Here is a 24,896-nt window from a genome sequence, read left to right as displayed (position 1 = left end):
CCCGGCGAGTTCCGCTTCCCGCCGTCGCGATTCAGAGGACACTGACACTTGTGTCGGTCCCTCTCCTCATTCTGGTCACTCGACCCGTCATCGGTGTGACCGACGGGCGAACGGATGTCGTCGACCCCGACTCTGAGGGTCGCACGAGTGCCGGCTTCCACTTCGCCGATGCGTCCGCACCGCAACTCAGCGTGCTCGATCTCGGGGTCTCGCGGGGCGACGGCGTCTTCGATTCGTTGATGGTGGCCGAGGGCCGCATCCCTGCGCTCGAAACGCATCTCGCCCGGTTCGCGACCTCGGCCCGGCTCCTCGACCTGCCCGAACCCGATCGCGCGGTCTGGCGGGCCGCCGTCGCCGCGGCCGTGGCCACGCATCCGCCTGTTCCGGTGCTCGCGGTCAAACTCGTGCTCACGAGGGGTGTCGAGGGCAGCGGAGTTCCCACCGCGTGGGTGCTCGCCCAACCCGCTCGCGACTTCACCGAGGTGCGGCGTGAGGGTGTGAAGGTCGTCACCCTCGATCGCGGCTACCGACACGACGTGGCCGCCACTTCGCCCTGGCTGCTGCAGGGCGCGAAATCGCTCTCCTACGCGGTCAACGCCGCGGCCATCCGTGAGGCTCAGCGGCGAGGTGCCGACGACGTCATCTTCATCAGTTCCGACGGTTTCGTGCTCGAGGCGCCGACCGCGAGCGTGCTGCTGCGCGAAGGCAACCGCTTCTCCACCCCGAGCGCCGAGCTGGGCATCCTGGCAGGAACCACGCAGGGTCGCGCCTTCGAGTTCCTTCGCACCTACGGCTACGAGACGGATGCGGTGCGCCTGCGCGCGAGCGAGTTGCGACGGGCGGATGCGATCTGGCTGGTCTCGAGCATCCGGCAGGCGGTCGCCGTGACCGAACTCGACGGGCAGCCGGTGGGCGTCGACGAGCGGTTGACCGAACAGCTGAACACCCACCTCGCGCACGCCGCCGACTGAGCGGATCGCCCGACGCCGGCTCTGCCCGAGCTCAGGCGGCGTCGACCGCCGTGCGCTGCACGTTGTCGCCCACCCAGCGCACGAGCGGGATGAGCACGGCCGCGAGCTCATCGCCGAGCGGGGTGAGACTGTAGTCGACCCGCGGTGGCACCGTGCCCATCGATTCACGCAGCACGAAGCCGTCTCCTTCGAGCGATCGCAGCGTCTGCGCCAGCATCTTCTCGCTGATTCCCTCGACATAGCGGTGCAGTTCGCCCCAGCGCATCGACTTCTGCGAGAGGGCGACGACCACCAGCACGCCCCATTTGCTGGTGACGTGGTCGAGCACCGCACGGCTCGGACAGTCCGACGCGAAGGGAGTGGCCAGCCCGGTGCGGTCGACCTCCGGCCAGTCGGCGTGCAGGGCATCCCAAATTCTTTCGTTCACGCCAGTAGCTTACCGAAAAGTGGGTACCATCGACGGGGAAGTATCGCGGATGTGCACGGGTTTCACCCCTCGACCGGCCCGTGAGTGCGGGCCACGGAAAGGAACATCATGACCATCGTCGTCACCGGCGCCACCGGCCACCTCGGCCACTTCACCGTCGACCACCTGCTCGCGCGAGGCATCCCGGCCTCCGACATCGTCGCCGCCGGTCGCGACGCGTCCAAGCTGGCCGAGCTGGCTGAGACCCTTCCCGGCGTGCGCACCGCGGCCATCGACTTCAGCGACCCTGCGAGCCTCGATTCGGCGATCGCGGGCGCATCCGCCGTTGTGCTCGTCTCTGCGAGCGAGCCCGGCAACAGAGTGGCGTTGCACGCGAACGTCATCGAAGCGGCCAAGCGGGCGGGTGTCGAGCGGATCGTCTACACCAGTGCCCCGCACGCCACCACCTCTCCACTCGTTCTGGCGCCTGAGCACAAGGCGACCGAGGAACTCCTCGCCGCTTCGGGACTCACCACGACGATCCTCCGCAACAACTGGTACAGCGAGAACTACCTGTCGGCACTCGAGCAGGCTCGAGAGACCGGCGTGTTCCTCACCAGCACCGGTTCGGGCCGGGTGGCCAGCGCCTCGCGCACCGACTACGCCGAAGCGATCGCGGCCGTGCTCACCACTCCCGGCCACGAAGGCGCCGTCTACGAGCTCTCGGGCGACGTCGCGTGGACCGGTTCCGACTTCGCTGCCGCGGCTTCCGAGGTGCTCGGCCGCCCGGTGGTCTACCGCTCGGTGAGCCCCGAGGAGCATCTCGCGATCCTCACCGACGCAGGATTGGATGCCGGGACGGCGGGCTTCGTGGTCGCGCTCGACGGCAACATCCGCGACGGTCTGCTCGCCGAGACCTCCGGCGAGCTCGCCCAACTGATCGGGCACCCGACGACGCCGCTGGTGGAGGCGTTGCGCGCCCTCTGAGCGGTGGTGGCGAGTGTCAAGCTCGCGGCAGCCGGTCGGCGTGGCAGGTCGAGTGTCGGTGGCTCATGCTTGAATTATTCTCATGAAGAGCTTGTTCGTGACCCGCATCGAGGAGCTCGACGCGCGCCTCGATGCCGCGATCGACGAGCTACGCGAGATCGACCTTCAGACGGCCGCGTTGGATGCCCGCCGGGCCCGGTGCCTGGCCGCGGCGGCCCAGATCGCCGACGAACGGGCCGCGCTGGTGTCGCCGGTCGGTCGCGAGTTCTCGGCCGCCCGGGAGGGGGAACGCACACTGGTCGCGGTCGAGATCGCCACTGCGACATTGCGGTCGGAGCGCACCGTGGCGCGGCTGATGAACGAGGCCGAGCAACTCGTGCGCGACTACCCGACCACACTCACCGCCCTCGAAAACGGCCGGGTGTCGGCGTTGCACACCCGGCACCTCGTCGCCCACGCCTGCACCCTGCCCGCCGAGGCCCGGCCCGAGTTCGAAGCCCGGCTGCTCGTCGAGGCCGCCGTGCTGCCCGCGCACCGCTTCGCCGACAGGGCCCGCCGGATGCGCGAAACCGCCCACCCGGAATCCATCATGACGCGTCACCGGCAGGCGCGGGAGGAGCGGAGCGTGTGGCTCTCTCCCGAGTGCGACGGGATGGCGACCCTCACCCACCACCTGCCCGCAGTCGACGCGGTCGCGATCGACGACCTCCTCGACAAGATCGCCCGCGCCGAACGCTCCGACACCGACCCACGCACCCACCCGCAACGCCGCGCCGACGCCCTCACCCGACTGGTGCTCACCCCCGACAACCCGGCCCGGCCCGCATCCATCACCCCCGCCGTGCTCGTCACCATCCCCGCCGCGACCGTCGCGGGAGCATCCGACGAACCGGGCGACCTGCACGGCTACGGCCCGATCGACGCCGACACCGCCCGCCAAATCGCGGCCACCGCGCCGACGTTCCTCCGGGTTCTGACCCACCCGGTCACCGGGGAGCCGAAAATGGTCACCCGACACTGGGGCCGTGCGGCCGCCGACCACCTGCCCACCAACGGCGCCACGCCCCGCACGACCAGCGCCGGCCGCCGCACTGGCACCGCTGCCCCCTTGATCACTTGCGCCACCCGCCCCACCTCCGGCACTGGCCGCCACGCCGAGGGCACCACCCTCCCCACCACCGGCACCGGCCGCCACACCGCCGAAACCCACCCCACCGCCGACACCGGCCGCCACACCGACGGCGGCACCCACCCCACGACCGGCGCCGGCCGACACGATGAGACCGGGCGCGACCGGTACAGCGCCCCACCCGAACTGCGGCTCGTGCTCGCCGCGATCGACCAGACCTGCCGATTCCCCGGCTGCGGACACCGCGCCAACCGCTGCGAACTCGACCACACCCGAGACTGGGCCCACGGCGGCGGCACCACCGCCGAGAACCTCACCTACCTCTGCTCCCGCCACCACCACCTGAAACACGACACCGGCTGGACCGTCAAGCCCGACCCCGACCGGCCACGCCACCTCAATTGGCGCAGCCCCCACGGCCGCCACCACCACACCGCACCCCCACGCGCCCCCGCCGACTGAACCGGAGGCGGCAAGCGGGCAGATCGTGGGGCGACTATCGTGACCCGCGCGCAGCTCGGCGCGCTCGCCCGCACCGCCTGGCCGAGGGCGGCACGACTACCCGAACATCCTCGCCCAGAGCCCTCCACCCCGGCCCGACCCGAAGGCAATTCCGAACGCCCGAACACGAGTCAGAGCGCCCGGAGCTTCTCCAACAGCGGCCCGGCAGCCTCAGCAAGGAATCGATCCTGCCCCTCGTCGCCCACCTGCACCAGCGCCACATCCGTGAACCCCGCCTCCAGGTAGGGCCGCACACTCTCGGCGATGGCATCCAGGTCGGGCCCGCACGGGATCGACGACGACACGTCGTCGGGCCGCACGAATTGGCTTGCGCCCGCGAATCCGGCCGGCGTCGGCAGATCGGCGTTCACCGACCATCCGCCACCGAACCACCGGAACTGCTCGTGCGCCCTCGCGACCGCGGCCGACGCGGACGGGTCCCAGCAGATCGGGATCTGCCCGATCGAGCGGGGAGCCGGCCCGCCGTTCGCCGACGCCCAGCCCGACACGAGCGACGCGTCCGGTTCGACCGCGATCAGGTGGTCGCCGAGTGGCGCGAACCGGGCGATGGACTTGTCGCCCGAGACGGCCAAGCCGAGGGGAACGCCGCCATCCGGCGCGTCCCAGATACGGGCCGAGTCGACCCGGAAGTAGTCGCCTTCCCACGTCACCAGCTCGCCGGTGTGCAGCTCACGGATGATCTGCACGGCCTCCTCGAGCATGTCCTGCCGGGCATCGACCGCCGGCCAGCCCTGGCCGACCACGTGCTCGTTGAGGTTCTCACCCGAACCCAGACCCAGGATGAAGCGCCCGTCGGAGAGGATCTGCATCGTCGCCGCCTTCTGCGCGATCACCGCCGGGTGGTAGCGCATCGTCGGGCAGGTCACGTAGGTCGCGAGCTCCACCCGCGAGGTGGCCTGCGCGACGGCTCCGAGCACCGTCCAGGCGTAAGGCGCATGCCCCTGCTCGGTGAGCCAGGGCGAGTAGTGGTCACTCGAGACCTCGAAGTCGAAGCCCACCTCTTCTGCAGCGATCGCATAGCGGACGAGTTCCTTCGGTCCGCTCTGTTCCGTCATCAAGGTGTAGCCGAAGCGCGCCATCGTGATCTCCCGTCGTCGGAACGTCGCCGGTTGCGACATCCTCCTCTCGACGCTGGCACGATCCGGCTAACTCCGGAGGGGCTCGACTCCCCCCAGTGCATCTGCTACCCGCAACACCGCCGGCCCCAGGCTCAGCACTCCCGTCGACAGGGGCTCGCTTCGCACGCCTCCCCGCCCTCGCAGAGCCTTGTGCGCCCCTGGGGCGAGCGTCACGTTCATCCAGGCGCAGGGGTTCGCGGGTCGATGCCCGCGGAACAGCACCGGCCCGGAGCCCGAGTCGAGACTGAACTCCACACCGGCAAGGGCGTCCACATCGACTCCGCGGAGCGTGATGTTGCGCCGAGTGGCCCCGAGGTCGAACGGATGCGCCACACCCAGCAGCGCCTGCACCGCGTCGAGCGACTCGGCGGCCATCACGGTGACGGCGGCGCGCTTGTGCGCAGGGCGCCCGAAGTAGCGGTCACCCACGATGCCGAGCCCTTCCCGCACCTCGACCTCCGAGCGCGACTCGATCTCACCTGGCGGCACCGGCAGCGGCCCGTCGGCCGGTCGGCCCTCGTAGCGATGCACCGATGACACCAGCAAGTGCACGATCTCCACCGGGTACTCGACCACGAGCTCTCCGGCACTCACCGCTGATGATCCGATTCGGCGTGCCGGATGGCGGCATCGGCGTCGGCGAGGTCGAGATCGGCCGCGAGATACTCGGCCGACGAAGGCAGCCGCACGGTGACGCCCGAATAGCTCTCGACCGCCAGCTCTCCGCTCGCCCCGGCCAGGCCGAGCACGTGCCCGCCCACCTCACCGCTCTGATCGACGAAGTGGAGGTGAGCCCCCGCCACCGTCACGCCCTGGAACACGTGAGGAGCGATGAAACCCAGCACCGTGCCCGAGACGTCGGTCACCACGTTCTCGCGCTGATCCTGCACCGCCTCGGCGAGCGGACGATACGGCTTCGACTGCCGCTTCGCCTCGCGCAGGCTGATGGAGGCGAAATGAGCATCGAAGCGCACGGCGTGAAAGATGTTCTCACTCACCACCCGCTCGTGGATGTCGGCGATCAGCGCAGCCAGCGACTCGACCGACACCACGAACTCGGAGCTCTCCGGCTCGAAGTCGACCACCTCGGCGAAGGCGAGGGAATCGGATGCGCCGAGCACGGTCATCCGCCCGTCGCCGTGGAAGAGCCGGAACTCCCCGTCGAGAACCACGAGCTCGCCATCCATGTGGTCGCCGCACCCGAGCCCGAGGGTGCCGCTGCGGGCGATCCGCCCCACGGTGAAGACCCCGTCGAAGAGCCCGGCGACCAAAGCGTCGACGATCGAAAACTGGACGACCGACTTCTCGGCCCGACGATTTCGGCGCATAACCCGCTATTCTCCCGCACTCTTCAGCAGAACACAGCAGAGTAGAACCATGTCCTCTCGCCTCGAGCGCAACATCGACCGTCTGCTGAGCATCCATCGGCCGGTCGTGCTCGCCCACCTGCGCAGCATCCGACGGCTGCATCCGGATGCTTCGCCTCAGGAATTGCTCGTCATCCTCGAACGCCGCTACGTCACCGCGGTGACCAGCGGCGGTGCGGCCGTCGGGGCGAGTTCGATGCTGCCGTTCGTCGGCACCGGGATCTCGCTCGGTTTGAGCGCTGTCGAGACCGCCGGGTTCCTCGAGACCACGGCACTGTTCGCGCAATCGGTCACCGAGGTGCACGGCATCGCGGTGGACGACCCAGATCGCGCCCGCGCGCTCGTGATGACCCTGCTGATGGGCAAGGCGGGCAGCGACCTGCTGAAACAGATCGCCGGCCAGGCGACGGGCGGCGTGGGGCGCAACGCCTATTGGGGGCAGGTGGTGACGAGCAGTCTGCCGCAGTTCGTCGTGGGGCCGGTGGCCGATCAGTTGAGAAACGTCTTCATCAAGCGGTTCGCCGTGGGTCAGGGCGCCAACGTGATCGGGCGGGCCATCCCCTTCGGCATCGGCGCGGCCATCGGCGGTGTGGGCAACCTCGTGTTGGGGCGCACCGTCATCCAGAGCGCCCGCAGCGCGTTCGGTGCCGCACCGTTCACGTTCCCGATGGAGCTCGCGATCACGGTCAAGGCACCGAAAGCCGTGACGGGTGAGGGAGGGAAGCGCCGCAAGGGCGAGAAACGCGAGAAAGCCGACAAGAAGTCCCTCACCAAGCTGATGCCGTCGCGCAAACGCAAGGAGATCACGGAGGCGCCCGGCCCGCGCGACGTGGGCGTTCCGGAGCATCCTGACATCCGCATCTGAATTCGGGCGATTCACAGCAGAGTGGTAGCGTAGAACTTCAGCCGGGGCGTGTCAGCTTTCGGGGTTGTTTCGTCACGGTGAGGGGGATGTCATGAAGTATCGTGTCGTCGCCGCCGTGCTGGGAACCCTGGCACTTCTCGGATTCGGGGCCACCGCCGCTCTGGCGCACTCGGATGGACAGCTCGCCTCCGGCTCGCACCCGCGCCCCTCGGCGGCCGAGCCCGTTTTGGCCGCCACCGGTTACGACTTCACACCGATGCTCGTCACCGCCGGCGTCTTTCTGCTCATCGCCGGGATCGCCGTAATCGTGGCGAAATACGTTCTCGCCCGCTCCAGCCACAGCTGACCGCGGAAGCACGGTAGCGAACAGCTACAGTCGCTCGTCGTCGTGCTCGGCGTAGGCCTCGCTGCCGTCCACCAGCTCGTCACGGGCGTGCAGTGCCGCGTTGCGCGACCACTCGGCGAGCAGTCCTTCGACCGCCCCGTGGAAGCGCCGGGTGGCGGCACCGGGCGCGGTGTCGCCGAAGTAGTGGCTGACCCACCGACCGAGTCGCACGTTCGCCGCCGAGTCGTGCGAGACCTGTTCGATCCGTGACAGCACCTGTGGCGCCTGCTCGGCGAGCAGCCACTCGCAATCGGAGAGGTAGCCGCCGGTGTCGATCTCCGCATCCGGTGACACCGGTCGGGTGATGAGCAACGGCTTGCCCGTGGCCAGCCGGTCATAGACCATCGCCGACACGTCGACCACGGCGACATCGGCCACCGCGAGTTGCCAGCCGAGCTCGGCGCCGGTGTCGTGCACGTGCTGGGCGGTGGGGTCGTCGCGGTTCGCCGCCGCGATGGCCGCAGCGATCTCGCGATTCGCTGCCGAATAGGCCGGGTCGAGCACTCCGCTGCGCGGGTGCGGGCGGTAGATCAGGCGGTGATCGGGCGACGACAGGATGTCGCGCACGAGCCCCACACCGTGGGAGGCGATGGAGCCGTAGGCGGCAGCCGGCCGGTCACCCTCCCAGGTGGGGGCGTAGAGCACCACCGTGCGCCCGTCGCGCTCGAACGGCACCGTGCCGGTGTAGTGATCGGCCTGGGGCCGACCGATCGGAATGGCGCGCTTGTCGAAGTCGTAGTCCCAGAGCACCCGCTTCAGCCGCGAGACGGCGGCATCGCCGGCCACGAAGCTGTAGTCGTAGGCCTTGAACTGGTTCGTGGTCATGTACATCTTGTCGCTCTCGCCATGATTGATGAACACGTGCCACCGGCGGCCGTAGCGCATCATCTGGAAGTTGCGAGCGTTCTGGTTCACATAGAACACGATCTTCAGGTCTTGCTCGGCGATGAACTGTTCGAGTTCGTCGACCTTGCGCACGTAGGCGACGGGCAACGGGCTCTCGTCGAGCAGAGCGCTGGCACCGCTCGGGTTGCGACTGAGGATGACGACGGGATGCGTCTTCGAGAGCTCGAGCAGCGGCTTGTACCACTGCCGGAGCTGGTAGAGGTTCACCTCGCCGTCGGCGAAGTACACACCGATCTCGAAGCGACGCCGGGTCAGTGGCGCACGCGCGGCGAGCTGCGTCGAGAGTTTCGCACGCACCCGCCGGGAGCGCAGGAGGTCTCGCACCACAGTCCAGCCGAGCTTCGCATCGTTCAGTACACCCACACGTTTCAGGCTAGCGACGCGATCCGGCCGGGCTGTCCGGATGGCCTCTCGGAGAGTGCTTCTTTAGGCAATCGTGACCTTGACCGCGGAGCTGTGAGCAGTGCTCAGACGATGGGCGGTCGGCCGGCCCGGGTCATCCGCCAGACCGTGCGCCAGGAGATCGGGCGGCGCTCCCCCGCGTCGGTGCGCCAGCCCTCGGCCCAGCCGCCGAACCACGCGCGGAGGGCGGCGGGGCGCCGTGCCCAGCGCAGGATCTGGATGCCCGTCCAGCTGCCCACGTAGAGGGGCACCAGTACCGCCGGCAGATTACGCTTCGCGAGCCACACCCGGTTGCGTGCGTTCAACCGGTAGTAGTACGCGTGCCGGGTGGGTTCGATCGCGGGGTGGTTGGCCACGAGGTCGCCCGCGTACCAGGTGCGGAGCCCTTGGTCCCACACGCGCCAGGCGAGTTCGATGCCCTCGTGGGCGTAGAAGAACGGCGCGGCCCAGCCGCCCGTCGCGTCGAAGACGGCGCGCGGCAGCAGCGTCGCGCCCTCCCACACCGAGAACACGTTGCTCGATTGTGTGGCCGAGCCCTTGCGGATGCGCGGCACCCAGCGACGCGGATTCGTGGCACCCGAGGGGTCGACCACGCGCGGTTGCAGCAAGCCGATACCGGGGTCGTTCCGGATGTGCGCGACCGCGTCGGCCAGGAACGACGGGTCGGGCAGACTGGCGTCGTCGTCGAGGAAGAAGATGTAGTCGCCCGAAACTTCGGCAGCGCCCGCATTGCGACCGGCCGGTATGCCGACGTTGGCCGGCAAGGCCAGCGTGCGCACGGCATCCGGGAGCCCCACCGGAACCCAGCCGTTTCCGACGCAGACGATGTCGAGCGCCACGCCCACCTGGGCCAGCAGCGACTCGGCGCCTCGGCGCAGGTCGTCGGGGCGCTTGCCCTGGGTGAGCAGCACCACCCCGATCGTCGGCACGAGGTCGCTCAGGAGCGCACCCGTTTCGACGCCATGATCGCCACGAAGTGCCCGATCAACGCGAGGATCGACAGGGGCACGAGCGCGACCAGCAGGATGCGGTCGGCGAACACCCCACCGATGAACAGTCCCACGATCGCGAACGCGAAGATCAGCATCGTCAGTTCCACCGAGTGGTACAGGCGGTGGAAAGGCAGGTAGCGCGCAGCGCGGCGCAAGCGGGCCACGAGCGCCTGGGACGGCTCAGATTCGCCCTGCTTGTCGGCCAGCTTGTCGAGCCCCGCGTTCGCACGGGCCACGTGCACCATGTCGTTGAGCGCCTTGTTCAGCACGATGACGAGCGCGAGCAGGAGGCCGAGGGTGGTCCAGAGGAAGTCCTCAGGCGCCTCGAACGGGTAGCCGGCTGCCCGGATGCCGAGCGCGATCGGAATGAGCGACTCGGTCGTGTAGTGCCCCACCTTGTCGAGGAACACCCCCGCCGGCGACGACGTTCCTCGCCAGCGCGCGACCTCGCCGTCGCAGCAGTCGACGAGCATCTGCAGCTGGCCGAGCACGAGCGCGAGCGCCGCTCCCCCGATACCCGGGATGAGCAGGGCTGCGGCGGTCGCCCACCCGGTGAGGATCATCAGGCCCGTCACACCGTTGGCCGAGATCGAGGTCTTCAGCAGCACCCAGGTGACGTAGGGCGAGAGGCGGCGGAGGTAGAGCGACGCCGTCCAGTGCTCGGCGTTGCGTCGGCCGCGAACCTCAGGAGGTTGCGCGACGGCCTTGAGCTCGGCGATCGAGGAGGGCCGGCGTGCAGACGCGGGCCGGCCGTGAGGGAATTGCGACACTGTCACCTTCCCGTGTGCGCCGTGATGTTCTTCGTCAGCGTGAGGAATCCGAGGATGAACCCGAGCCCCCAGCTGAAATGGATGCACGGCAAGACTATGAGAAACCACGCCCCCGTGCGACCGCCGCCACGGCGAGCGGCGTCGATCGCCGCCACCGCCACGAAGAGCAGGTAGACGATCGGCACGATGAAGCCGAACACGAGACCCACGCCGACCGCCGCGAGCGTGGAGTCGCCCTGGGCCGTGCCGACGCCGAGCAGAACGAGCCCGACCACTCCGGCCAGGAACCCGAGCACCACCACGGCGACCGTGACCGGCGGCACGAAGTACTTCAACGCATTCGCGGTGAAGAAACGTCGTGCGAGTTCGCCGCGCCAGAGGCCGGTGGAGAAGAACTGGCGGGCCAGCCGCTCGAGCGAAGGGCGTGGCCGGTAGATCACCACGAGCGCGGGCGTGAACCACACCACGCCACCGGATGCCCGCAGGCGCCGGTTCAGCTCCCAGTCCTGACCCCGCCGGATGTCTTCGTTGAACAGCCCGACCTTCGTCAGCCACTCGCGGCGGAAGACGCCGAGATACACCGTCTCGGCCGGGCCCTCCTTGCCCCCCACGTGGTGGGCGCCGCCGCCGAGGCCGGCCTTCGAGCCGTAGGCGATCGCGACGGCGCTCTCGAAGGGGGTCGTGCCCTCGGCCTTCATGATGCCGCCCACGTTCGCCGCGCCCGTGCGGAGCATGGTCTCCACGGCGATGCGCGTGTAGTCGCGCGGGAGCAGGGAATGAGCATCCACTCGCACCACGATCGGATACTGTGATGCGCCGATGGCGACGTTCAACCCGCTCGGCGTCGATCCGGTGGGGTTGTCGATGACCCGGATGCGCGGATCGACCACCGAGAGCCGCTCGAGCAGCTCGGTGGTGCCGTCGATCGACGGCCCGAGCGCCACGATCACGTCGAAAGGGCCCTCGTAGTCCTGATCGAGCAGGCTGGCGATGGCCGCTTCGACGTGAGTGACCTCGTTGAGCACCGGCATCACGTAGGAGACGCCCGGTCGCTCCGCCGTGGGCTCCGATGTGGGCTGGGTCATCGCATCCGATCGTTCTGGAGGGGTGTTCCGGGCCGCCGCACACACGGAAAAAGGCTGGTGAGCCACCGCCGCGTTACAGCGACGACGAGCCTACCAGCCTGATTCCGGCGCCCCATGGGGCGTGTGATTACGAGGCGAGCTGCCCCAGCGTGACCTCGACCGTCTTGGAGTCGCCGCCACGGGTGAAGGTGATCTTGGCGGTGCCGCCCGCGGGCTGGGTGCGCACCTGGGCGGTGAGGTCGATCGAGTCGGTGATCGGCAGTCCGTTGAACGCGGTCACCACGTCACCGGCCTGCAGTCCCGCCTTCTCGGCCGCTCCACCGGCGGACACCGACTGGATGATCGCGCCCGCGGTGGTGCTGTCGGCCTCGGAGGAGGCGTCGCCCACCGTGGCGCCGAGGAGGCCGTGGGTGGCCGACCCGTTCTTGATGATCTCCTGCGTGACGCGCTGCACGAGGTTCGCCGGAATCGAGAAGCCGACACCGATGTTGCCCGACTGGCCGCCCGAGCTGTCGCCCGATCCCGCACTCGCGATCGCCACGTTCACGCCGATCAGCTTGCCCTCGGAGTCGAGGAGCGCACCACCGGAGTTGCCGGGATTGATCGCCGCGTCGGTCTGGATGACCGAGAGCGAGATGCTCGACTGCTGGGTGGGAGCCTGCTGCTGTTGCTGCTGCCCCTGACCGCCCTGACCCGGGAGGTCGAAGTTCCAGAAGTCGTAGGGGCCCTGGTCGCCGTTGCCGTTGCCGTCGTCGGGCGTGGGGTTGGTCTCGGTGTCGTCGGGAGCGGCCGAGGAAGCCACGGTGATGCTGCGGTTCAGCGCGCTGACGATTCCGTTGGTGACGGTGCCGGAAAGGCCGAGCGGCGCGCCGATGGCGATGGCGACGTCACCGACGTTGAGCTTCGACGAGTCGCCGAACTCGATCGGGGTGAGCCCGGATGCGTCGGTCAGCTTGATGACCGCCAGGTCGGCGACCGGGTCGGTGCCGACGACGGTGGCGCTGTAGAGCTTGCCGTCGTTGGTCTGCACCTTGATGTCGGGGCTCGCCGTGGCGCCGTCGAGGGTGACGACGTGGGTGTTGGTCACGATGTAGCCGTCGTCGGTGAGCACGACGCCCGAGCCGGTGCCGGCTGCCTGGTCGCTCTGCACCGAAATGGTGACGACGGAGGGCGAGGCCTTCGCGGCGACCGCGGTGATGAGGTTCGCGTCATCCGGGTTGTTCACCGTGATGCTGGTGGGGCTCGACGCCGTGTTGCTCGTCGATCCGCCGTTCTGGCTCACGGCCCAGGCGGTGACGCCCGCTCCGGACGCGCCGCCGATGAGGGCGCCGATGGCCAGTGCCGCGATGAGCGCGACCCCGCCGCGACGCTTCTTCGCCGGAGCGGCCGGCGCCTGGGTGTAGGCACCCGACGCGGCATACATCGCCGAGTTGAAGTTCGGGTCGGGAACCGCGCCGTAGGGCGGGGTGCCGGCCGTGGGGGTGCCGAAGGAGCCGTTGCCGTAGTTGGCAGTGTGAGCGGGCTGGCCCGACTGCGCGGCGTGCGGCGCCTGGCCGTAGGGGGCCTGCGACTGCGCCGTCTGGCCGTAAGGGCTCTGCTGAGCCGGGGCCTGCGGAGCCGGGTAGCCCGCGAGGTGCGGGTTCACCGACGTCGGCTGAGACTGGGTCGGCTGCGGCACGGTCGGCTGCGCCGCCGTGGCCCCGGCCGGCGTCGTCGGATGGGCCGGCACGGGCGGAACGACCGGCGGCACCACAGCCGTCGTGTCGTCGCGGTGGGAGAATTCGGGGGTGGCGGGTGTGACGGGCGCCGTGGGCTGCTGCGCCTCGGGCGTCGACTCCGAGGACTGGGCGTCGTGCGCGGCGCCCGCGTTGTCGGCCGGGATGCCGTCGGGGTTCTCGGTGCTCTCTGACATGTGGTGCTCCTTCCAAGCACTTGCAAGCATCCTCACCGAAGCTGTGGGAACTCTATGGACCGGCTGTATGCAGTCTGCCGTCTCGATATGACTGAGCTACGAGACGCTCGCCGGCTCGCCGGCCACGATGCGAGAGGTGCGACCTCCACGTTAGCCCGGGTGACGGCGCGGGCGACCCGGTCCCCGGGGCACACTAGGTTGGAACGATGACGATCAGCGGATCCTGGCAGCGGACAGCGCGCGGAGCCGGGCTCCTCGCTCCTGACGGCCGCATCGCCTCCACCATCTTCGCCGAGATGAGCGGGCTCGCCCAGTCGACCGGCGCGATCAACCTCGGGCAGGGATTCCCCGATGAAGACGGCCCGGCCGAGGTGCTCGACGCCGCCCGCCGCGCCATCGCCGACGGCGTCAACCAATATCCGCCGGCAACCGGCATCCCGGCGCTCCGTTCGGCCATCGCTCAGCACCAGAAGCGGTTCTACGGCCTGAGCGTCGACCCCGACCGCGAGGTGCTCGTCACCGCCGGCGCCACCGAAGCCCTCGCCGCGACCATCCTGGCGCTGGTCGACGAGGGCGACGAGGTCGTGACTCTCGAACCCTTCTACGACGCCTACGGCGGACTGATCGCGCTCGCTCGGGGCGTGCACAAGACGGCGGCTCTGCACGGGCCGGAGTTCCAGCCCGACCACGACGAACTGCGGCGGGTCGTGACCGACCGCACCCGGGTCATCCTGCTGAACAACCCGCACAACCCCACCGGATCGGTGCTGGCGCGGGAGACGCTCGAACTGATCGTCGAACTCGCACACGAGCACGACGCCATCATCGTGACCGACGAGGTGTACGAGCACCTCACCTTCGAACAGCCCCACATCCCGGTCGCCACACTGCCAGGCGCACGGGAGCGCACCGTCACGATCTCGTCGGCGGGCAAGACCTTCAGCACGACAGGGTGGAAGATCGGCTGGCTGGTGTCGACGCCCGAACTCGTCACCGCCATCCTTGCCGTGAAGCAGTTCCTCACCTATGTGAACGGCGCGCCGTTCCAGCCCGCGATCGCTGTGGGCCTCGCCCTGCCCGACTCCTTCTTCGAGGGCATCGCCCGCACCTTGCAGGCCAAGCGCGATCTGCTCTCCCAAGGCCTCGTGAAGGCGGGGTTCCAGGTCTCGCGGCCCGGAGGCACCTACTTCGTCGTGGCCGACGCGGCCCCTCTCGGCTACGCGGATGCGGCGACGCTGTGCCGCGAACTGCCGGCGCTCGCCGGGGTGGTCGGAGTGCCGATCAGCGCCTTCGTGCACGAGGAACACGCGCACTCCTACGCCTCGCTCGTGCGCTTCGCCTTCTGCAAGAAGACCGAGGTGCTCGAGCGCGCCGCGGCGCAGCTGGGGGGGCTTTAGCTGCCGGGTACCGGCCCGCCGCCCTTCGGGCTCGCCCGGCCTTCGGCTGGGCGGGCCCTTTTTGCTCGCGCCGCCGCTTCTGCGGCGCGAGGCGACATGTTCGGCTGAGGTCGCTGACGCGGCCTCGGCCTCACCCTGGGTCGTCGAGCGCGGCCCGCGGCCTGCGCTCTCGTTCCCCACGACTTGGGAAACGAGAACGAAACGACGGAGGGGGCCCGGAACTAAGGGCTGACGCTCCGTCGTTTCCGCTCGAGGGCCCGAAACTCCGTCGTCTCGCACACGAGCGCAGGGCACGGCACGCAACAGGCCCTACTCGGCGACCCAGGGTGAGCGCGTGGCCGGAGGGCACGACCGCAGGCCGGGCCCTCCGGCCGCACGCGAACATGTCGCCCGGCGCCGCAGAAGCGGCGGCGCCGGCAGTAAGCGCCCGACAGGCCGAAGGTCTGCCGGGCGCGGGAAGTGGCGAGGCGGCACCCGACTACAGCACGCAGTTCCCAAACCGCCGCAGCGCCAGCGCCGGATTCACCCGGCGCACCTCGTCGATGCGGCGCGGGTCGATCCACGCCACCGCCACGTCTTCGCGCTCACCGAGTGACGCGATCGTGACGCCCATGGGGTCGACCACGAGGCTCGCGCCCACTCCGATCGGCGGCGTCTGGTCGGCGGCTGCGACGTAGATCGTGTTCTCGAGCGCCCGGGCCGTGACGAGAGTGCGCCAGTGGTGCTCCTTCAGGGGGCCGCGCACCCACTCGGCGGGCACCACGACGAGGTCGGCGCCGGCATCCACCAGCCAGCGCGATACCTCGGGGAAGCGGATGTCGTAGCAGGTCTGCATGCCGATCGTCACGCCCTCGATCGAGAAGGTCTGCGGGGTGCCGATCGTTCCGGCCTCGACCCAGTCGCTCTCCCGGCCGCCGAACGCGTCGTAGAGGTGCACCTTGCTGTACTGCGCGATCAGACCGTCGACCGGCGAGACGGCGACGAGCACGTTGGCGAAGTGGCCGGCTTCTGTCGACTCGGCGACCATGCCCGCGATGATGTGCGCGTTCAGCTCGGCCGCGATCGAGCCGAGCGCTGTGACGAAGGGTCCGTCGAGTGGTTCGGCGTTGGCGACGGATTCGGCGCCGATCGGGTCGACGAAGAACGAGGAGTACTCCGGAAACACCACCAGCGAGGCCCCACGCTGCACGGCGGTGCGGGCGAGGCGGGCGATGGTCTCGAGGTTGGCGGCCTTGTCGGGGCCCGGTGCGAACTGGGCGACGGCGACGGCGAAGCCGAGAGCCGGGGCGGTGCCGGTGAGCCCGGCACTGGCACTGGCACTGGCGGTGTCGGTGAGGCCGACTCCGTCGCTCACGCGAGCCTCGCCATCGCCTTGATCGCGCGCCGTTCGTCCATCGCCGCATACCCCTCCGGCAGATCCTCGAACGCGACCTCGAGATCGAACACCCGGCCGGGCCGGAGGCTGCCGTCGAGCACGGCGGCGAGCAACTCCGGGAGGTAGGCGCGCGCCGGCGCCAGTCCGCCGCCCAGGCCCACGTTGTTGTCGAAGGCGATGTTGATCGGGAACTCCACCTCGTGCGGCACACCCACGAAGCCCACCCGCGATCCGGGGCGCGCAATGGCGAAGGCGGTGTTCATGGCCTCTCCGGTTCCGACGCATTCGAGCGTGGCATCCGCTCCGAGGCCGCCGGTGAGTTCGAGAACGGCGCCCACGGCATCCTGGCCGCGCACCTCGACGAGGTCGGTGGCGCCGAACTCGGTGGCGACCGCCTGCCGGGCCGGGTTGCGACTCAGCGCGATGATGCGGGTGGCACCGAGCCGTCGGGCCGCGAGCACACCGCTCAAGCCGACGGCCCCGTCGCCGACGACGGCGACCGTCATTCCCGGTAGTACTCCCGCGCCCACGGCCGCGTGGTGGCCGGTGCTGCACACGTCGGAGAGGGCGAGCAGGTGCGGGATGAGCGCATCGTCGGGGCGACCGCCGGGCACGACGACGAGGGTGCCGTCGGCGAGCGGAACCCGCACGAACTCCCCTTGACCGCCGTCGACGCCGTGAGCGCCCCAGAAGCCGCCGTGCAGGCACGAGGACGTGATGCCGTGCCGGCAGTGCGGGCAGGTTCCGTCGCTGTACATGAAGGGTGCGATGACGAAGTCGCCCACCGCCACGGCGCCGACATCCGTGCCGACGGCCTCGACGATGCCGATGAATTCGTGTCCGATCCGGCTGCCGGGCCGGCGGTCGGTGACGCCGCGGTAGTACCAGAGGTCGGAACCGCAGATGCAGGTGGCGACGACCCGCACGATCGCGTCGGTCGACGCCACGATCTCGGGGTCGGGAACCTCCTCGACCGAGACGTCGAAGGCCGCATTGAACACAACAGCACGCATGCCTCGATGCTACCGGCCGCGATGCCGCCCGCCCAGGTGCGCCCTCACCGTCGGGACAGGGCGAGCCGGGCGTAGGCGGGGATGAGGGTGCCGCGCTGGGCTCGGCGGGAGACGACTCGCAGGGGCGCTTCGGCCGAGGCGTCGAGCACCGCGCCCAGAGTCGTCGCGATCTGCGCCATGGCGAGCGGCGCTCCGAGGCAGAAGTGCACACCCGCGCCGAACCAGAGCTGCTTGAGCGATGCCGCCGGGTTGCCGACCGGGTCGAAGCCGCCCGCGGCGCGATCCGCGAGGAAGGTGGCGAGAATGAGACGGTCACCCGGATGCACGGCCACGCCGCCGACGGATGCTTCGGCCTGCACGCTCCGCAGCATCACCGGCGACGGTGTGGTCACCCGCAGGCCCTCGGCCACGGCCGCATCGACGAGCGTGCGGTCGCGCGCGAGAACGTCGAGCCAGCCGGTGTCGGCCAGGATCGCGATCATCCGCGGCAGGTAGGAGACGAGCGTCTCGGTGCCGGTGAGCACGAAAGCGCCGACCGCGCCCATCGCCTCGTCTTCGGAGAGCCCGAGCTCGCGCATCCGGCCGGGAACCGTCGTGGCCGGTGCCTGGCCGCCGCTACCGTCGAGGCCGCCGTCCGGGCACTCACGATACGCACGACGGGCGTGCTGGGTCAGTTCGCCGAGCACCTCACGAGCGGCGGTCACCTGCGCGGGCGTGAAGCGGGGGCGTGACAGCCGCACGAAGCCGGTCACGGCCGACACCCGTGCGAACAGATCTTCGCCGATCACCTCGCGTTCGAGGCCCACCAACCGGCTGATCACTCTCCCGGCGTACTCCCGCACCTCGGCCACGAGATCGACCGTCTCGCCCGCGACCAGCCGCTCGGTGAGCGACGTCGCTGCCGCGCCGATCGTCGTCCGAGTCAGCTCGCCTACGTACGCCGGCGCGAACAGCGGCCCGAGCCGTCGCCGCAACGCCAGATGATCGAGGCCCTCCATGTTGAGCAGCACCGACGGCCCGAGCACGGGCGTCCACAGCTCGGCCGGCGAGCCGGGGCCCGTCTTGGTGAAGCTCGCGGTGTCGAGCAGCACGGCCCGCAGGGCGTCTGCCTCCGTCACCACGACGCCGAGCTTCGGCACCCGCAGCACGGGTCTCCGGATGCGGGACAGCAGCGGGTAGACGAGCGGATGCGCGGTGCGCTGCACCCGCTCCTCCCACGGTCGTTCGGCGCCCGGCCGCACGCCCGCCGGCGTGGCCGCCGTCGCGCCCGATTCGACCCGCACGTCACGCGTCACAAGCGCACCACCATCGCGCCGAGGGAGATGCCGCCCGCCAGGCCGACCAGCGCCACCAGGCTGCCCTCTCCCACCAGGCCCCGTTCGCGCGCGAGCTGCAACTGGAGCGGAAGGGTCACGGAGGCGAGGTTGCCGTGCTCGGCGATGGTCACGACGGTGCGGGCGGGGTCGATTCCGAGCACCTCGACGATGGTGTCGTGATACGACAACGCCACCTGGTGCACGGCGACGAAGTCGAGTTCGGCAACCCGATGACCGAGCGCGGTGATGGCCTGCTCCACGAGCCCGACGCCCAGTTCGCTGAAGGCGCGCTGCAGGGCCGCGCCGTCCATGTCGAAGTAGCTGCCGCCCTCGGCGTGCGGATTGACCGAGCCGCCGGCGGGCAGCGTGCCCACCGCCCAGTGCTCGGAGTGCGCCACGAAACGACTGCCCAGGATGCCCGGCCCCTGATCGTCGCCCCGATCGCTCGCGCGTTCGAGCAGCACAGCCGCTCCCCCGTCGCTCATCGTGTATCCGGCGAAGGAGCGGAGGAACTGCCGCTGGTCGTCGAGTCGCCAGCGCACGGCGTGCGAGGGCTCCTCACCGCTCGCGATGAGCACACGGCGGTACTGCCCCGAGGTGATCAAGGCATCCGCGACCTGCAGGGCGTTGAGCACGCTGTTGCACGCGTTCTTGATGTCCATCACCGGGCAGCCGAGACCGAGCTTGGCCGAGACGATGTGGCTGGTGGCGGGTTCGATCAGGTCTTGACTCGCGGAGGCGAACAGCAGCAGGTCGATCGGCCCGGGCGACTGCTCGAGGGCGTCGCGCGCGGCGGCGACGGCGAGATCGGAGGTCTGCCAGCCATCGGGGCGCAGGTGCACGGTGTCGACTCCGGTCAGGCGGCGCACGAGCCCGGTGGGAAGCGAGAGCCCGGGGTTCAGGCGGCGCAACCGCTGCTCGGTTTCGGCGGTACTGCGCGTGGCGGGCGGCAGGTAGGTGGCCACGGCCGCGATGCGCGAACGGAGGCGCGCGGCGTTCGTCACGAGACCGCCCGGGACGCAGCCACGTTCGCGACGAGCGACGCCACGACGCGATCGAGACCCTCGCCCACCGAAACGGCCGGCGGCCCGAAGAGCTCGCGACAGCGCCGGGCATCGAAGGTCTTCGAATAGGCATACACGATCACCGAGTATCTCGTGATCGGGGGCTCACCGCTCCTCCGCGCCATCCGCCACGCCCATTCCAGAGCCGTGGCAGCCGCCAGCGCCGTCCTGCGCGAGATGGAGCGGTGCGGACGCGGCACCCCCATCCGGTCGAGCAGACCGAACACGGTCTCCTGCAACGGCACGGGTTCTCCATTCGTGACGACGACCGTCTGCCCCACGACCGCTGGCGACGTCGCTGCGACGACGAGCTGCTCGACGAGTGTGTCGATGTAGACGAGATCGGACAGCACAGGGCCAGATCGCCCGGTGCGGAACCGGGGCAGCGCACCCCGCCGAGCCGCCGACAGCAGTCGCGGCAGCAGCGTGGTGTCGCCCGGGCCGAACACCGCCCGCGGCCGTAACACCGCCCACTCGCCCGGGTAGTCGCGCACTGCGAGCTCGGCCGTGTACTTCGAGGCGGCGTAGTCGTTGACGAAACGGGGCCCGGCCACGACGTCGTCGCTGACGCCGACCTGGTCGCTCGCCGTGTAGAGAACGGATGCGGTCGACACGAACACGAGTCGCGGTCGCGTCGCCTGCCGTGTCGCGTAGTCGACGACGGACCGGGTGGTGCCGACGTTCTCGCGTTCGAACTCGGCCCACGTGCCCCACGGGGAGCTGCGAGCGGCCGCGTGCACGATGACGTCCGGCCGGAAGCCGAGGGCGTCGAGCTGGTGCGCCGCTCCCGCATCGGCGAGGTCGAGCATCCGGTAATCGGCACGATCGAGGGGCCTCCGCCCGAGTCCGAGCGCGTCGAACCCGAGGTCGCCGGCCAATCGCCGAAGCAGTGCACCGCCCACGAACCCAGAAGCCCCGCTCACGAGCACCCGAAGCGGCCGGTCACCGCCCGCATCCGGAGCGCGATCGCGGGGGTCGGCGCCACCGGCTGCGACGACCACGCCATCGCCGACGGCACCGGCCGGGGCGACTCCGCCTCCGGAGACCGGATGCTCCGCCGCCGTCATCACGAGTCCTCGCGCACGATTCGGCGCACCTTCGCCGCCGGATCGAGCGTCACCCAGGGCTCGTCGACGACGGTGGCCGCGCATCCGTAGTGGGCGAACAACTCGCCGAGCGCCGCCGCAACCCGCGTGGTCGCGCCCGGAGCCGCGTCGGCCAACGACACCCGCAGGTCGATTCCGGTCTGCCGGATGCGCCAATCGGCGTAGCCGTCTGAGCCCAGCGCCATCGCGCGGCGCACCGCATCCGGAAACACCTCAACTACCCCGGGGTGGTCGCGAGCCGGCAACCGCAGCACCGCATCGGCCCTCCCGTCGACCGCCGCGAGCACGGCCGTGACCCGTCCGCAGGTGCACCGCTCCGGTGCTGAGGGATCGACCCGCAGCACGTCGTCGAGGCGATAGCGGGCGATGATCTGCGTGCGGCGATCGAAATCGGTCACCACCGGCGCGAACCGGGTGCGCTCGGCGTCGAGCCACTCGCGCTCGACGTGCACCGACTCCTCGTTCAGGTGCAGCGCCCCGTGCTCGCAGCTCACTCCGAGCAGCCCCTCGGTCGCCTGATAGACCTGGCGCGTCGGCACCCCCCAGGCGGCCCTCACCCCGGCGACCGTCTCCGGTTCGAGAACCTCGGCCACCGACACCACCAGCGTCGGCCGGATGCCGAGCGATCCGGCCTTCGCGTGCCGGGCGAGCGCTCCGAGCACGGAGGCCGGCGCCACCAGCACATCGGGGCCCGTGCCTTGCTCGACGGCGGCATCGAGTGCGGCGAGGTGGCACTCGAACGGCTCCGTGAGGTCGTAGAAGGTGAAGCGGATGCGCGAACTCGCGACGGACTCATAGAGGTTGCCGCCCGCACGCAGAAAGAACGCGATGCGGAGCGGCGGACGCCACGGTCGGAGCAGCTGACCGAGCGACCGTTCGTCGAGCACGCGGGCGAGGATCGTGCCGGCCCAGAGCATGCGCTCGTGAGGGCTCACCAAAAACGCTCCACGCCGACCCGAGGTGCCGCTCGACAGACCCACGGTGAGATCGCCGTCGATCAGGGGCGAGAAGTCACGGCTGTGCTCGGCCCGCATCGCGACACCGAGGGCGTCGGTGAGCCGCACGCCCCGCGTGTTCAGTTCGTCGAAATGCTCCAGCAACGTCGACTTGTCGACGATCGGCAGCTGATCGAGCCGCACCACGGATGCGCGACGTCGGCTCGGTCGATTCCTCCCGGAGGAAGCACTCGACAACGCTTCCGAGCTGCCCGCCGTGCGATAGAACGGCGCATCGGAGATCCTGCGCAGGAACGAGCGGAGGCGCCGGCGTTGCCACGCGTCGAATCGTGCCCGGGTGCGGAACCGGAACCCCCACCGCGCACGAGCGAATCGGCCGAGCATCACGGCGACGAGCGCGCGGTCTGTCATCGACCGTGTCACCCCGTCAGGATAACCGCAGGCCACGGTCGCGCGCGGGCGTCGCGTGCACATCCGCCGCCTCCCGGACTCATAGAATGGCGCAATGGCGGGCATCATCGGACACATCCTGCCGCTCGCCGTCGGCGTGGCCCTCAGCTCGGTTCCGATCGTGGTGATGGTGCTCATCCTGTTGTCGCCGCGCGGTCGCTGGTCGAGCCTCACCTACCTGATCGGCGCGGTCATCGGCCTCGCGGGCCTCACCACGCTCTTCACAGCCGTTGCGACGCTTCTTCCGCCGGCACCTTCCGAGTCGAAGAGCCCCCTCATCGCCACGATCGAAGTCGCTCTCGGCGTGGGTCTGCTCGTCATCGCGGGGGTGCGCTGGCGCGCCGCCCGGCGTCGCCACCACGAGGCCGAGGAACACCCGGCCTCGGCACCCGCCCCCGATGGCACCGCGGCGAAGTCGCCCACCGGTGCGGCCAAGTGGATGGCCAAAGTCACCACGCTGAGCCCCATCCCCTCGCTCGGCGTCGGATTCGTGCTGATGCTGCGCCCGAAGAATCTGCTGCTCACGATCGCCGCGGGGGTCGCGATCGGCGCGGGGGGCGCCACCCTCAGCGAGGTCGTGGTCGGCATCGCCCTCTTCGTCGTACTCGGCATCTCGACCCTCGCCGCTCCCATCATCTTCGCCGTCGTCGACCCGTCTCGGATGCGCCACCCGCTCGAGGAGACCCGCATCTGGATCGAGAGCAACGCCGCCACCGTCACCACCGTCGTCGTTCTCGTGCTCGGCACGGTCATCATCGGCAGCGGCCTGGCCCACTACTAGGGCGCCGGCCGACCGCGACAGAGCCCCGGCTGACGCCGGCACCCCGACCGAGGCCTTACCCGAAGTCGCGGATGAATCGCTCGAATTCGCTCCGCCCGGTCGTGCCCGACGCCGTGACGTCGGAGATCCGCAGAATGGTCAGACCCGAATAGGCGGTCGCGCCCGAGAAGGCATCGCGGATGTGCGACCAGCCCGGTGCGGACGTCGACCCCGAGCTGCCGAGGTTGCCCGCCAGCGCATTCTCGCCCTTCAGGGTGATGTGCGCCTTGGCCGACGCAGCCCCGACCCAACTCACGAGCGACGCGGCGTCGGAGTACGCGTGCGCCGATCCGTCCCATTCCCGCCCGTCGGGCATCTCGAGCGCGGTGAAATGCAGGAGCACCCGGTGGGTCGGTGCACCGCTCCCGTCTCCGTTCACGTCGAGATCGTGCACGAGGGCTGCGATGCTGTCGTAGCCGTGCGAGGTCGAGGCGGCGTTGAAGGCCTGGTCGGTGTGGATGAGACCGGCGGCGACCTCGGGCGCTCGCTGCATCGGGCTCGACGACATCGTCTGCCAGTGCACCCCGGGCACCTTGATGCCGAGCGGCACCGCGGCGAGCTCGCCGTCGAAGGCGTCGATGGCCTGCACCATCACCTCACGGCCGTGGCGCAGCAGGCTCTCGTTGTACCAGCGCGTGAAGTCGCGCCCGTAGGTGATCGAGCGGTAGGCGCCCGAGTCGATGAATCGCTCGTGGTCGGTGGGCGGCGAGATCATCGAGTAGCTGAGCCCCGGGATGCCCCAGGCCGATCCGACGCCGGCGACGGAGCCGTAACGCGCCACGGCCCAGTCGGCGAACGCCGTGATGGCGGCCGGTGTGTAGCTCTGGAAGGTGCCGCGGTTCGGGTACCCCGCCGGATTGCCGGACACCTTCGAATCGTGAGCGGCGTAAGACGGGTAGCGCAGCTCGCCCGCCGGACCGGTGCTGACCGTCACCTCCTGCATGCGGTCGGCGAAATCCGAGCCCGAAGCGCTGTAGTGCGCCTCGAAGGCGTTCATGAAGTCGCGCATGTCGAGCAGAGTTCGTTCGTTGCCCACGCCCCAGGGCGCCGGGGCTTCACGATCGTCGTTGCCGTATTCGCTCCGGTAGAAATTCTCGACCGGCACGCTCGAGCACCAGCCCGCGACACCGCAGATCTGGAACGGCTCCCAGACGAACGAGGGCACCGGGATCGAGCAGTCGTCTCCGACGTTGCCGCCGCACTGATGGAACGACATCACGGGCACCAGATCGAGCCCCGCGCCCACGACCGCCCCGAACAGCTTGTCGTAGTAGGCCCAGTCGAAACTGCCGCGCGAGGCCTCGACTGCGCCCCACCACACGTCGACGGCCACCGCGTCGACACCCTGCGCATCCGCCACCGCCAGCGAGGCGGTGAAGGCCCGCCACTCGGGCCCGGAGGTCTGCCAGTCGTCGATCCAGAGCGGCGCCATCACGCTGACGGTCGACGCCGTTCCCGAGCTCGCCGAGGCGGAAGGAGCGACGGCCGGCGCGACCGCGATGGTCAGCGTGGAGAGGGCAGACAGAACGGCGGCCGCGACTGCGACCCGGGTGCGGGGATGGGTACGAGATGCCATCCCCCC

Annotated in this window: 23 protein-coding genes; 7 read left to right on the top strand and 16 right to left on the bottom strand. The window is 70.0% G+C overall.

What is annotated here, in order from left to right; translation table 11 throughout:
• Positions 1–50 precede the first annotated feature (50 nt).
• Positions 51–971, top strand: a complete 921-nt coding sequence (locus N1027_RS13455) for an aminodeoxychorismate lyase (RefSeq protein WP_259508646.1) — start codon at positions 51–53, stop codon at positions 969–971.
• A gap of 31 nt (positions 972–1,002) precedes the next feature.
• Here the strand turns inward: N1027_RS13455 and N1027_RS13450 are convergent, their stop codons facing one another.
• The gene (locus N1027_RS13450) at positions 1,003–1,374 is read right to left on the bottom strand and encodes a winged helix-turn-helix transcriptional regulator (RefSeq protein ID WP_259510390.1); all 372 of its coding nucleotides are present in this window, start codon (positions 1,372–1,374) and stop codon (positions 1,003–1,005) included.
• 132 nt (positions 1,375–1,506) lie between these two features.
• Here N1027_RS13450 and N1027_RS13445 point away from each other — a divergent pair, with 132 nt between their 5' ends.
• Both N1027_RS13445 and N1027_RS13440 read left to right on the top strand, forming a co-directional pair.
• Complete coding sequence (locus N1027_RS13445; protein WP_259508645.1) at positions 1,507–2,364, top strand: SDR family oxidoreductase; 858 nt, start codon at positions 1,507–1,509, stop codon at positions 2,362–2,364.
• Between the two features lie 82 nt (positions 2,365–2,446).
• On the top strand, positions 2,447–3,955 hold the full coding sequence (locus N1027_RS13440; RefSeq protein ID WP_259508644.1) for an HNH endonuclease signature motif containing protein: 1,509 nt from the start codon (positions 2,447–2,449) through the stop codon (positions 3,953–3,955).
• A gap of 170 nt (positions 3,956–4,125) precedes the next feature.
• Here N1027_RS13440 and N1027_RS13435 read toward each other — a convergent pair whose 3' ends face one another.
• The 3 genes from N1027_RS13435 to N1027_RS13425 all read right to left on the bottom strand — a co-directional run bounded on the left by N1027_RS13435 (position 4,126) and on the right by N1027_RS13425 (position 6,461).
• Entirely contained in the window at positions 4,126–5,094 is a 969-nt protein-coding gene (locus tag N1027_RS13435; RefSeq protein ID WP_259510389.1) for an LLM class F420-dependent oxidoreductase, read from the bottom strand.
• 66 nt (positions 5,095–5,160) lie between these two features.
• The gene (locus N1027_RS13430; RefSeq protein ID WP_259508643.1) at positions 5,161–5,727 is read right to left on the bottom strand and encodes an MOSC domain-containing protein; all 567 of its coding nucleotides are present in this window, start codon (positions 5,725–5,727) and stop codon (positions 5,161–5,163) included.
• Positions 5,724–6,461, bottom strand: a complete 738-nt coding sequence (locus N1027_RS13425) for an acetolactate decarboxylase (protein WP_259508642.1) — start codon at positions 6,459–6,461, stop codon at positions 5,724–5,726. The genes N1027_RS13430 and N1027_RS13425 overlap by 4 nt, the downstream gene beginning before the upstream one ends.
• A gap of 49 nt (positions 6,462–6,510) precedes the next feature.
• Between N1027_RS13425 and N1027_RS13420 the strand changes: the two genes are divergently transcribed.
• Positions 6,511–7,365, top strand: a complete 855-nt coding sequence (locus tag N1027_RS13420) for a hypothetical protein (protein WP_259508641.1) — start codon at positions 6,511–6,513, stop codon at positions 7,363–7,365.
• 91 nt (positions 7,366–7,456) lie between these two features.
• Positions 7,457–7,711, top strand: a complete 255-nt coding sequence (locus tag N1027_RS13415) for a hypothetical protein (protein WP_259508640.1) — start codon at positions 7,457–7,459, stop codon at positions 7,709–7,711.
• Positions 7,712–7,735: 24 nt separating this feature from the next.
• Here the strand turns inward: N1027_RS13415 and N1027_RS13410 are convergent, their stop codons facing one another.
• The 5 genes from N1027_RS13410 to N1027_RS13390 form a co-directional block, all read right to left on the bottom strand.
• Positions 7,736–9,019, bottom strand: a complete 1,284-nt coding sequence (locus tag N1027_RS13410) for a CDP-glycerol glycerophosphotransferase family protein (protein ID WP_259508639.1) — start codon at positions 9,017–9,019, stop codon at positions 7,736–7,738.
• Between the two features lie 104 nt (positions 9,020–9,123).
• Entirely contained in the window at positions 9,124–9,999 is an 876-nt protein-coding gene (locus tag N1027_RS13405; protein WP_259510388.1) for a glycosyltransferase family 2 protein, read from the bottom strand.
• Positions 9,996–10,820: a CDP-alcohol phosphatidyltransferase family protein gene (locus N1027_RS13400; protein ID WP_259508638.1), complete on the bottom strand. Its 825-nt coding sequence runs from the start codon at positions 10,818–10,820 to the stop codon at positions 9,996–9,998. The genes N1027_RS13405 and N1027_RS13400 overlap by 4 nt, the downstream gene beginning before the upstream one ends.
• Positions 10,821–10,822: 2 nt before the next feature.
• Entirely contained in the window at positions 10,823–11,905 is a 1,083-nt protein-coding gene (locus N1027_RS13395) for a glycosyltransferase family 2 protein (RefSeq protein ID WP_259508637.1), read from the bottom strand.
• 127 nt (positions 11,906–12,032) lie between these two features.
• Positions 12,033–13,817: a trypsin-like peptidase domain-containing protein gene (locus N1027_RS13390; RefSeq protein ID WP_259508636.1), complete on the bottom strand. Its 1,785-nt coding sequence runs from the start codon at positions 13,815–13,817 to the stop codon at positions 12,033–12,035.
• Positions 13,818–14,023: 206 nt separating this feature from the next.
• Here N1027_RS13390 and N1027_RS13385 point away from each other — a divergent pair, with 206 nt between their 5' ends.
• Positions 14,024–15,214 (top strand): aminotransferase class I/II-fold pyridoxal phosphate-dependent enzyme, encoded by a 1,191-nt coding sequence (locus N1027_RS13385; protein WP_259508635.1) that lies wholly within the window; start codon positions 14,024–14,026, stop codon positions 15,212–15,214.
• 478 nt (positions 15,215–15,692) lie between these two features.
• Here N1027_RS13385 and N1027_RS13380 read toward each other — a convergent pair whose 3' ends face one another.
• From N1027_RS13380 to N1027_RS13355, 6 genes are read right to left on the bottom strand one after another with little or no spacing between them, the layout of a single operon-like run.
• Positions 15,693–16,568: a carbon-nitrogen hydrolase family protein gene (locus N1027_RS13380; RefSeq protein ID WP_259508634.1), complete on the bottom strand. Its 876-nt coding sequence runs from the start codon at positions 16,566–16,568 to the stop codon at positions 15,693–15,695.
• Positions 16,565–17,602, bottom strand: coding sequence for a zinc-dependent alcohol dehydrogenase family protein (locus tag N1027_RS13375; RefSeq protein ID WP_259508633.1), 1,038 nt, complete (start codon positions 17,600–17,602; stop codon positions 16,565–16,567). The genes N1027_RS13380 and N1027_RS13375 overlap by 4 nt, the downstream gene beginning before the upstream one ends.
• 44 nt (positions 17,603–17,646) lie before the next feature.
• Positions 17,647–18,897: a cytochrome P450 gene (locus N1027_RS13370; RefSeq protein ID WP_259508631.1), complete on the bottom strand. Its 1,251-nt coding sequence runs from the start codon at positions 18,895–18,897 to the stop codon at positions 17,647–17,649.
• Positions 18,894–19,922 (bottom strand): 3-oxoacyl-ACP synthase III family protein, encoded by a 1,029-nt coding sequence (locus tag N1027_RS13365; RefSeq protein ID WP_259508630.1) that lies wholly within the window; start codon positions 19,920–19,922, stop codon positions 18,894–18,896. The genes N1027_RS13370 and N1027_RS13365 overlap by 4 nt, the downstream gene beginning before the upstream one ends.
• Positions 19,919–21,049, bottom strand: a complete 1,131-nt coding sequence (locus N1027_RS13360; RefSeq protein ID WP_259508629.1) for an NAD-dependent epimerase/dehydratase family protein — start codon at positions 21,047–21,049, stop codon at positions 19,919–19,921. Before N1027_RS13360 ends, N1027_RS13365 begins: the two co-directional genes overlap by 4 nt.
• Entirely contained in the window at positions 21,049–22,455 is a 1,407-nt protein-coding gene (locus N1027_RS13355; protein ID WP_259508628.1) for a F390 synthetase-related protein, read from the bottom strand. Before N1027_RS13355 ends, N1027_RS13360 begins: the two co-directional genes overlap by 1 nt.
• Positions 22,456–22,549: 94 nt before the next feature.
• On the opposite strand from N1027_RS13355, the gene N1027_RS13350 reads away from it, so the two are divergent.
• The gene (locus tag N1027_RS13350) at positions 22,550–23,275 is read left to right on the top strand and encodes a GAP family protein (protein ID WP_259508627.1); all 726 of its coding nucleotides are present in this window, start codon (positions 22,550–22,552) and stop codon (positions 23,273–23,275) included.
• 55 nt (positions 23,276–23,330) lie between these two features.
• On the opposite strand, the gene N1027_RS13345 is transcribed toward N1027_RS13350, so the two are convergent.
• Positions 23,331–24,890 carry a family 14 glycosylhydrolase gene (locus tag N1027_RS13345; RefSeq protein WP_259508626.1) on the bottom strand — a complete coding sequence of 520 codons (1,560 nt, stop codon included), beginning with the start codon at positions 24,888–24,890 and terminating at the stop codon, positions 23,331–23,333.
• Positions 24,891–24,896 lie beyond the last annotated feature (6 nt).

Origin of the sequence: Herbiconiux aconitum, assembly GCF_024979235.1 — a bacterium.
Classification (GTDB): domain Bacteria; phylum Actinomycetota; class Actinomycetes; order Actinomycetales; family Microbacteriaceae; genus Herbiconiux; species Herbiconiux aconitum.
The sequence above is the reverse complement of the archived record's forward strand: the minus strand, read 5'-3'. Positions and strand labels throughout refer to the sequence as shown.

Excerpts from the sequence above, each read along its gene's own strand:
- N1027_RS13445 (WP_259508645.1), top strand. The coding sequence starts at position 1,507 with ATGACCATCGTCGTCACCGGCGCCACCGGCCACCTCGGCCACTTCACC.
- N1027_RS13440 (WP_259508644.1), top strand. The coding sequence starts at position 2,447 with ATGAAGAGCTTGTTCGTGACCCGCATCGAGGAGCTCGACGCGCGCCTC.
- N1027_RS13435 (WP_259510389.1), bottom strand. The coding sequence starts at position 5,094 with ATGGCGCGCTTCGGCTACACCTTGATGACGGAACAGAGCGGACCGAAG.
- N1027_RS13425 (WP_259508642.1), bottom strand. The coding sequence starts at position 6,461 with ATGCGCCGAAATCGTCGGGCCGAGAAGTCGGTCGTCCAGTTTTCGATC.
- N1027_RS13420 (WP_259508641.1), top strand. The coding sequence starts at position 6,511 with ATGTCCTCTCGCCTCGAGCGCAACATCGACCGTCTGCTGAGCATCCAT.
- N1027_RS13415 (WP_259508640.1), top strand. The coding sequence starts at position 7,457 with ATGAAGTATCGTGTCGTCGCCGCCGTGCTGGGAACCCTGGCACTTCTC.
- N1027_RS13395 (WP_259508637.1), bottom strand. The coding sequence starts at position 11,905 with ATGACCCAGCCCACATCGGAGCCCACGGCGGAGCGACCGGGCGTCTCC.
- N1027_RS13390 (WP_259508636.1), bottom strand. The coding sequence starts at position 13,817 with ATGTCAGAGAGCACCGAGAACCCCGACGGCATCCCGGCCGACAACGCG.
- N1027_RS13385 (WP_259508635.1), top strand. The coding sequence starts at position 14,024 with ATGACGATCAGCGGATCCTGGCAGCGGACAGCGCGCGGAGCCGGGCTC.
- N1027_RS13375 (WP_259508633.1), bottom strand. The coding sequence starts at position 17,602 with ATGCGTGCTGTTGTGTTCAATGCGGCCTTCGACGTCTCGGTCGAGGAG.
- N1027_RS13360 (WP_259508629.1), bottom strand. The coding sequence starts at position 21,049 with ATGACGGCGGCGGAGCATCCGGTCTCCGGAGGCGGAGTCGCCCCGGCC.
- N1027_RS13355 (WP_259508628.1), bottom strand. The coding sequence starts at position 22,455 with ATGACAGACCGCGCGCTCGTCGCCGTGATGCTCGGCCGATTCGCTCGT.
- N1027_RS13350 (WP_259508627.1), top strand. The coding sequence starts at position 22,550 with ATGGCGGGCATCATCGGACACATCCTGCCGCTCGCCGTCGGCGTGGCC.
- N1027_RS13345 (WP_259508626.1), bottom strand. The coding sequence starts at position 24,890 with ATGGCATCTCGTACCCATCCCCGCACCCGGGTCGCAGTCGCGGCCGCC.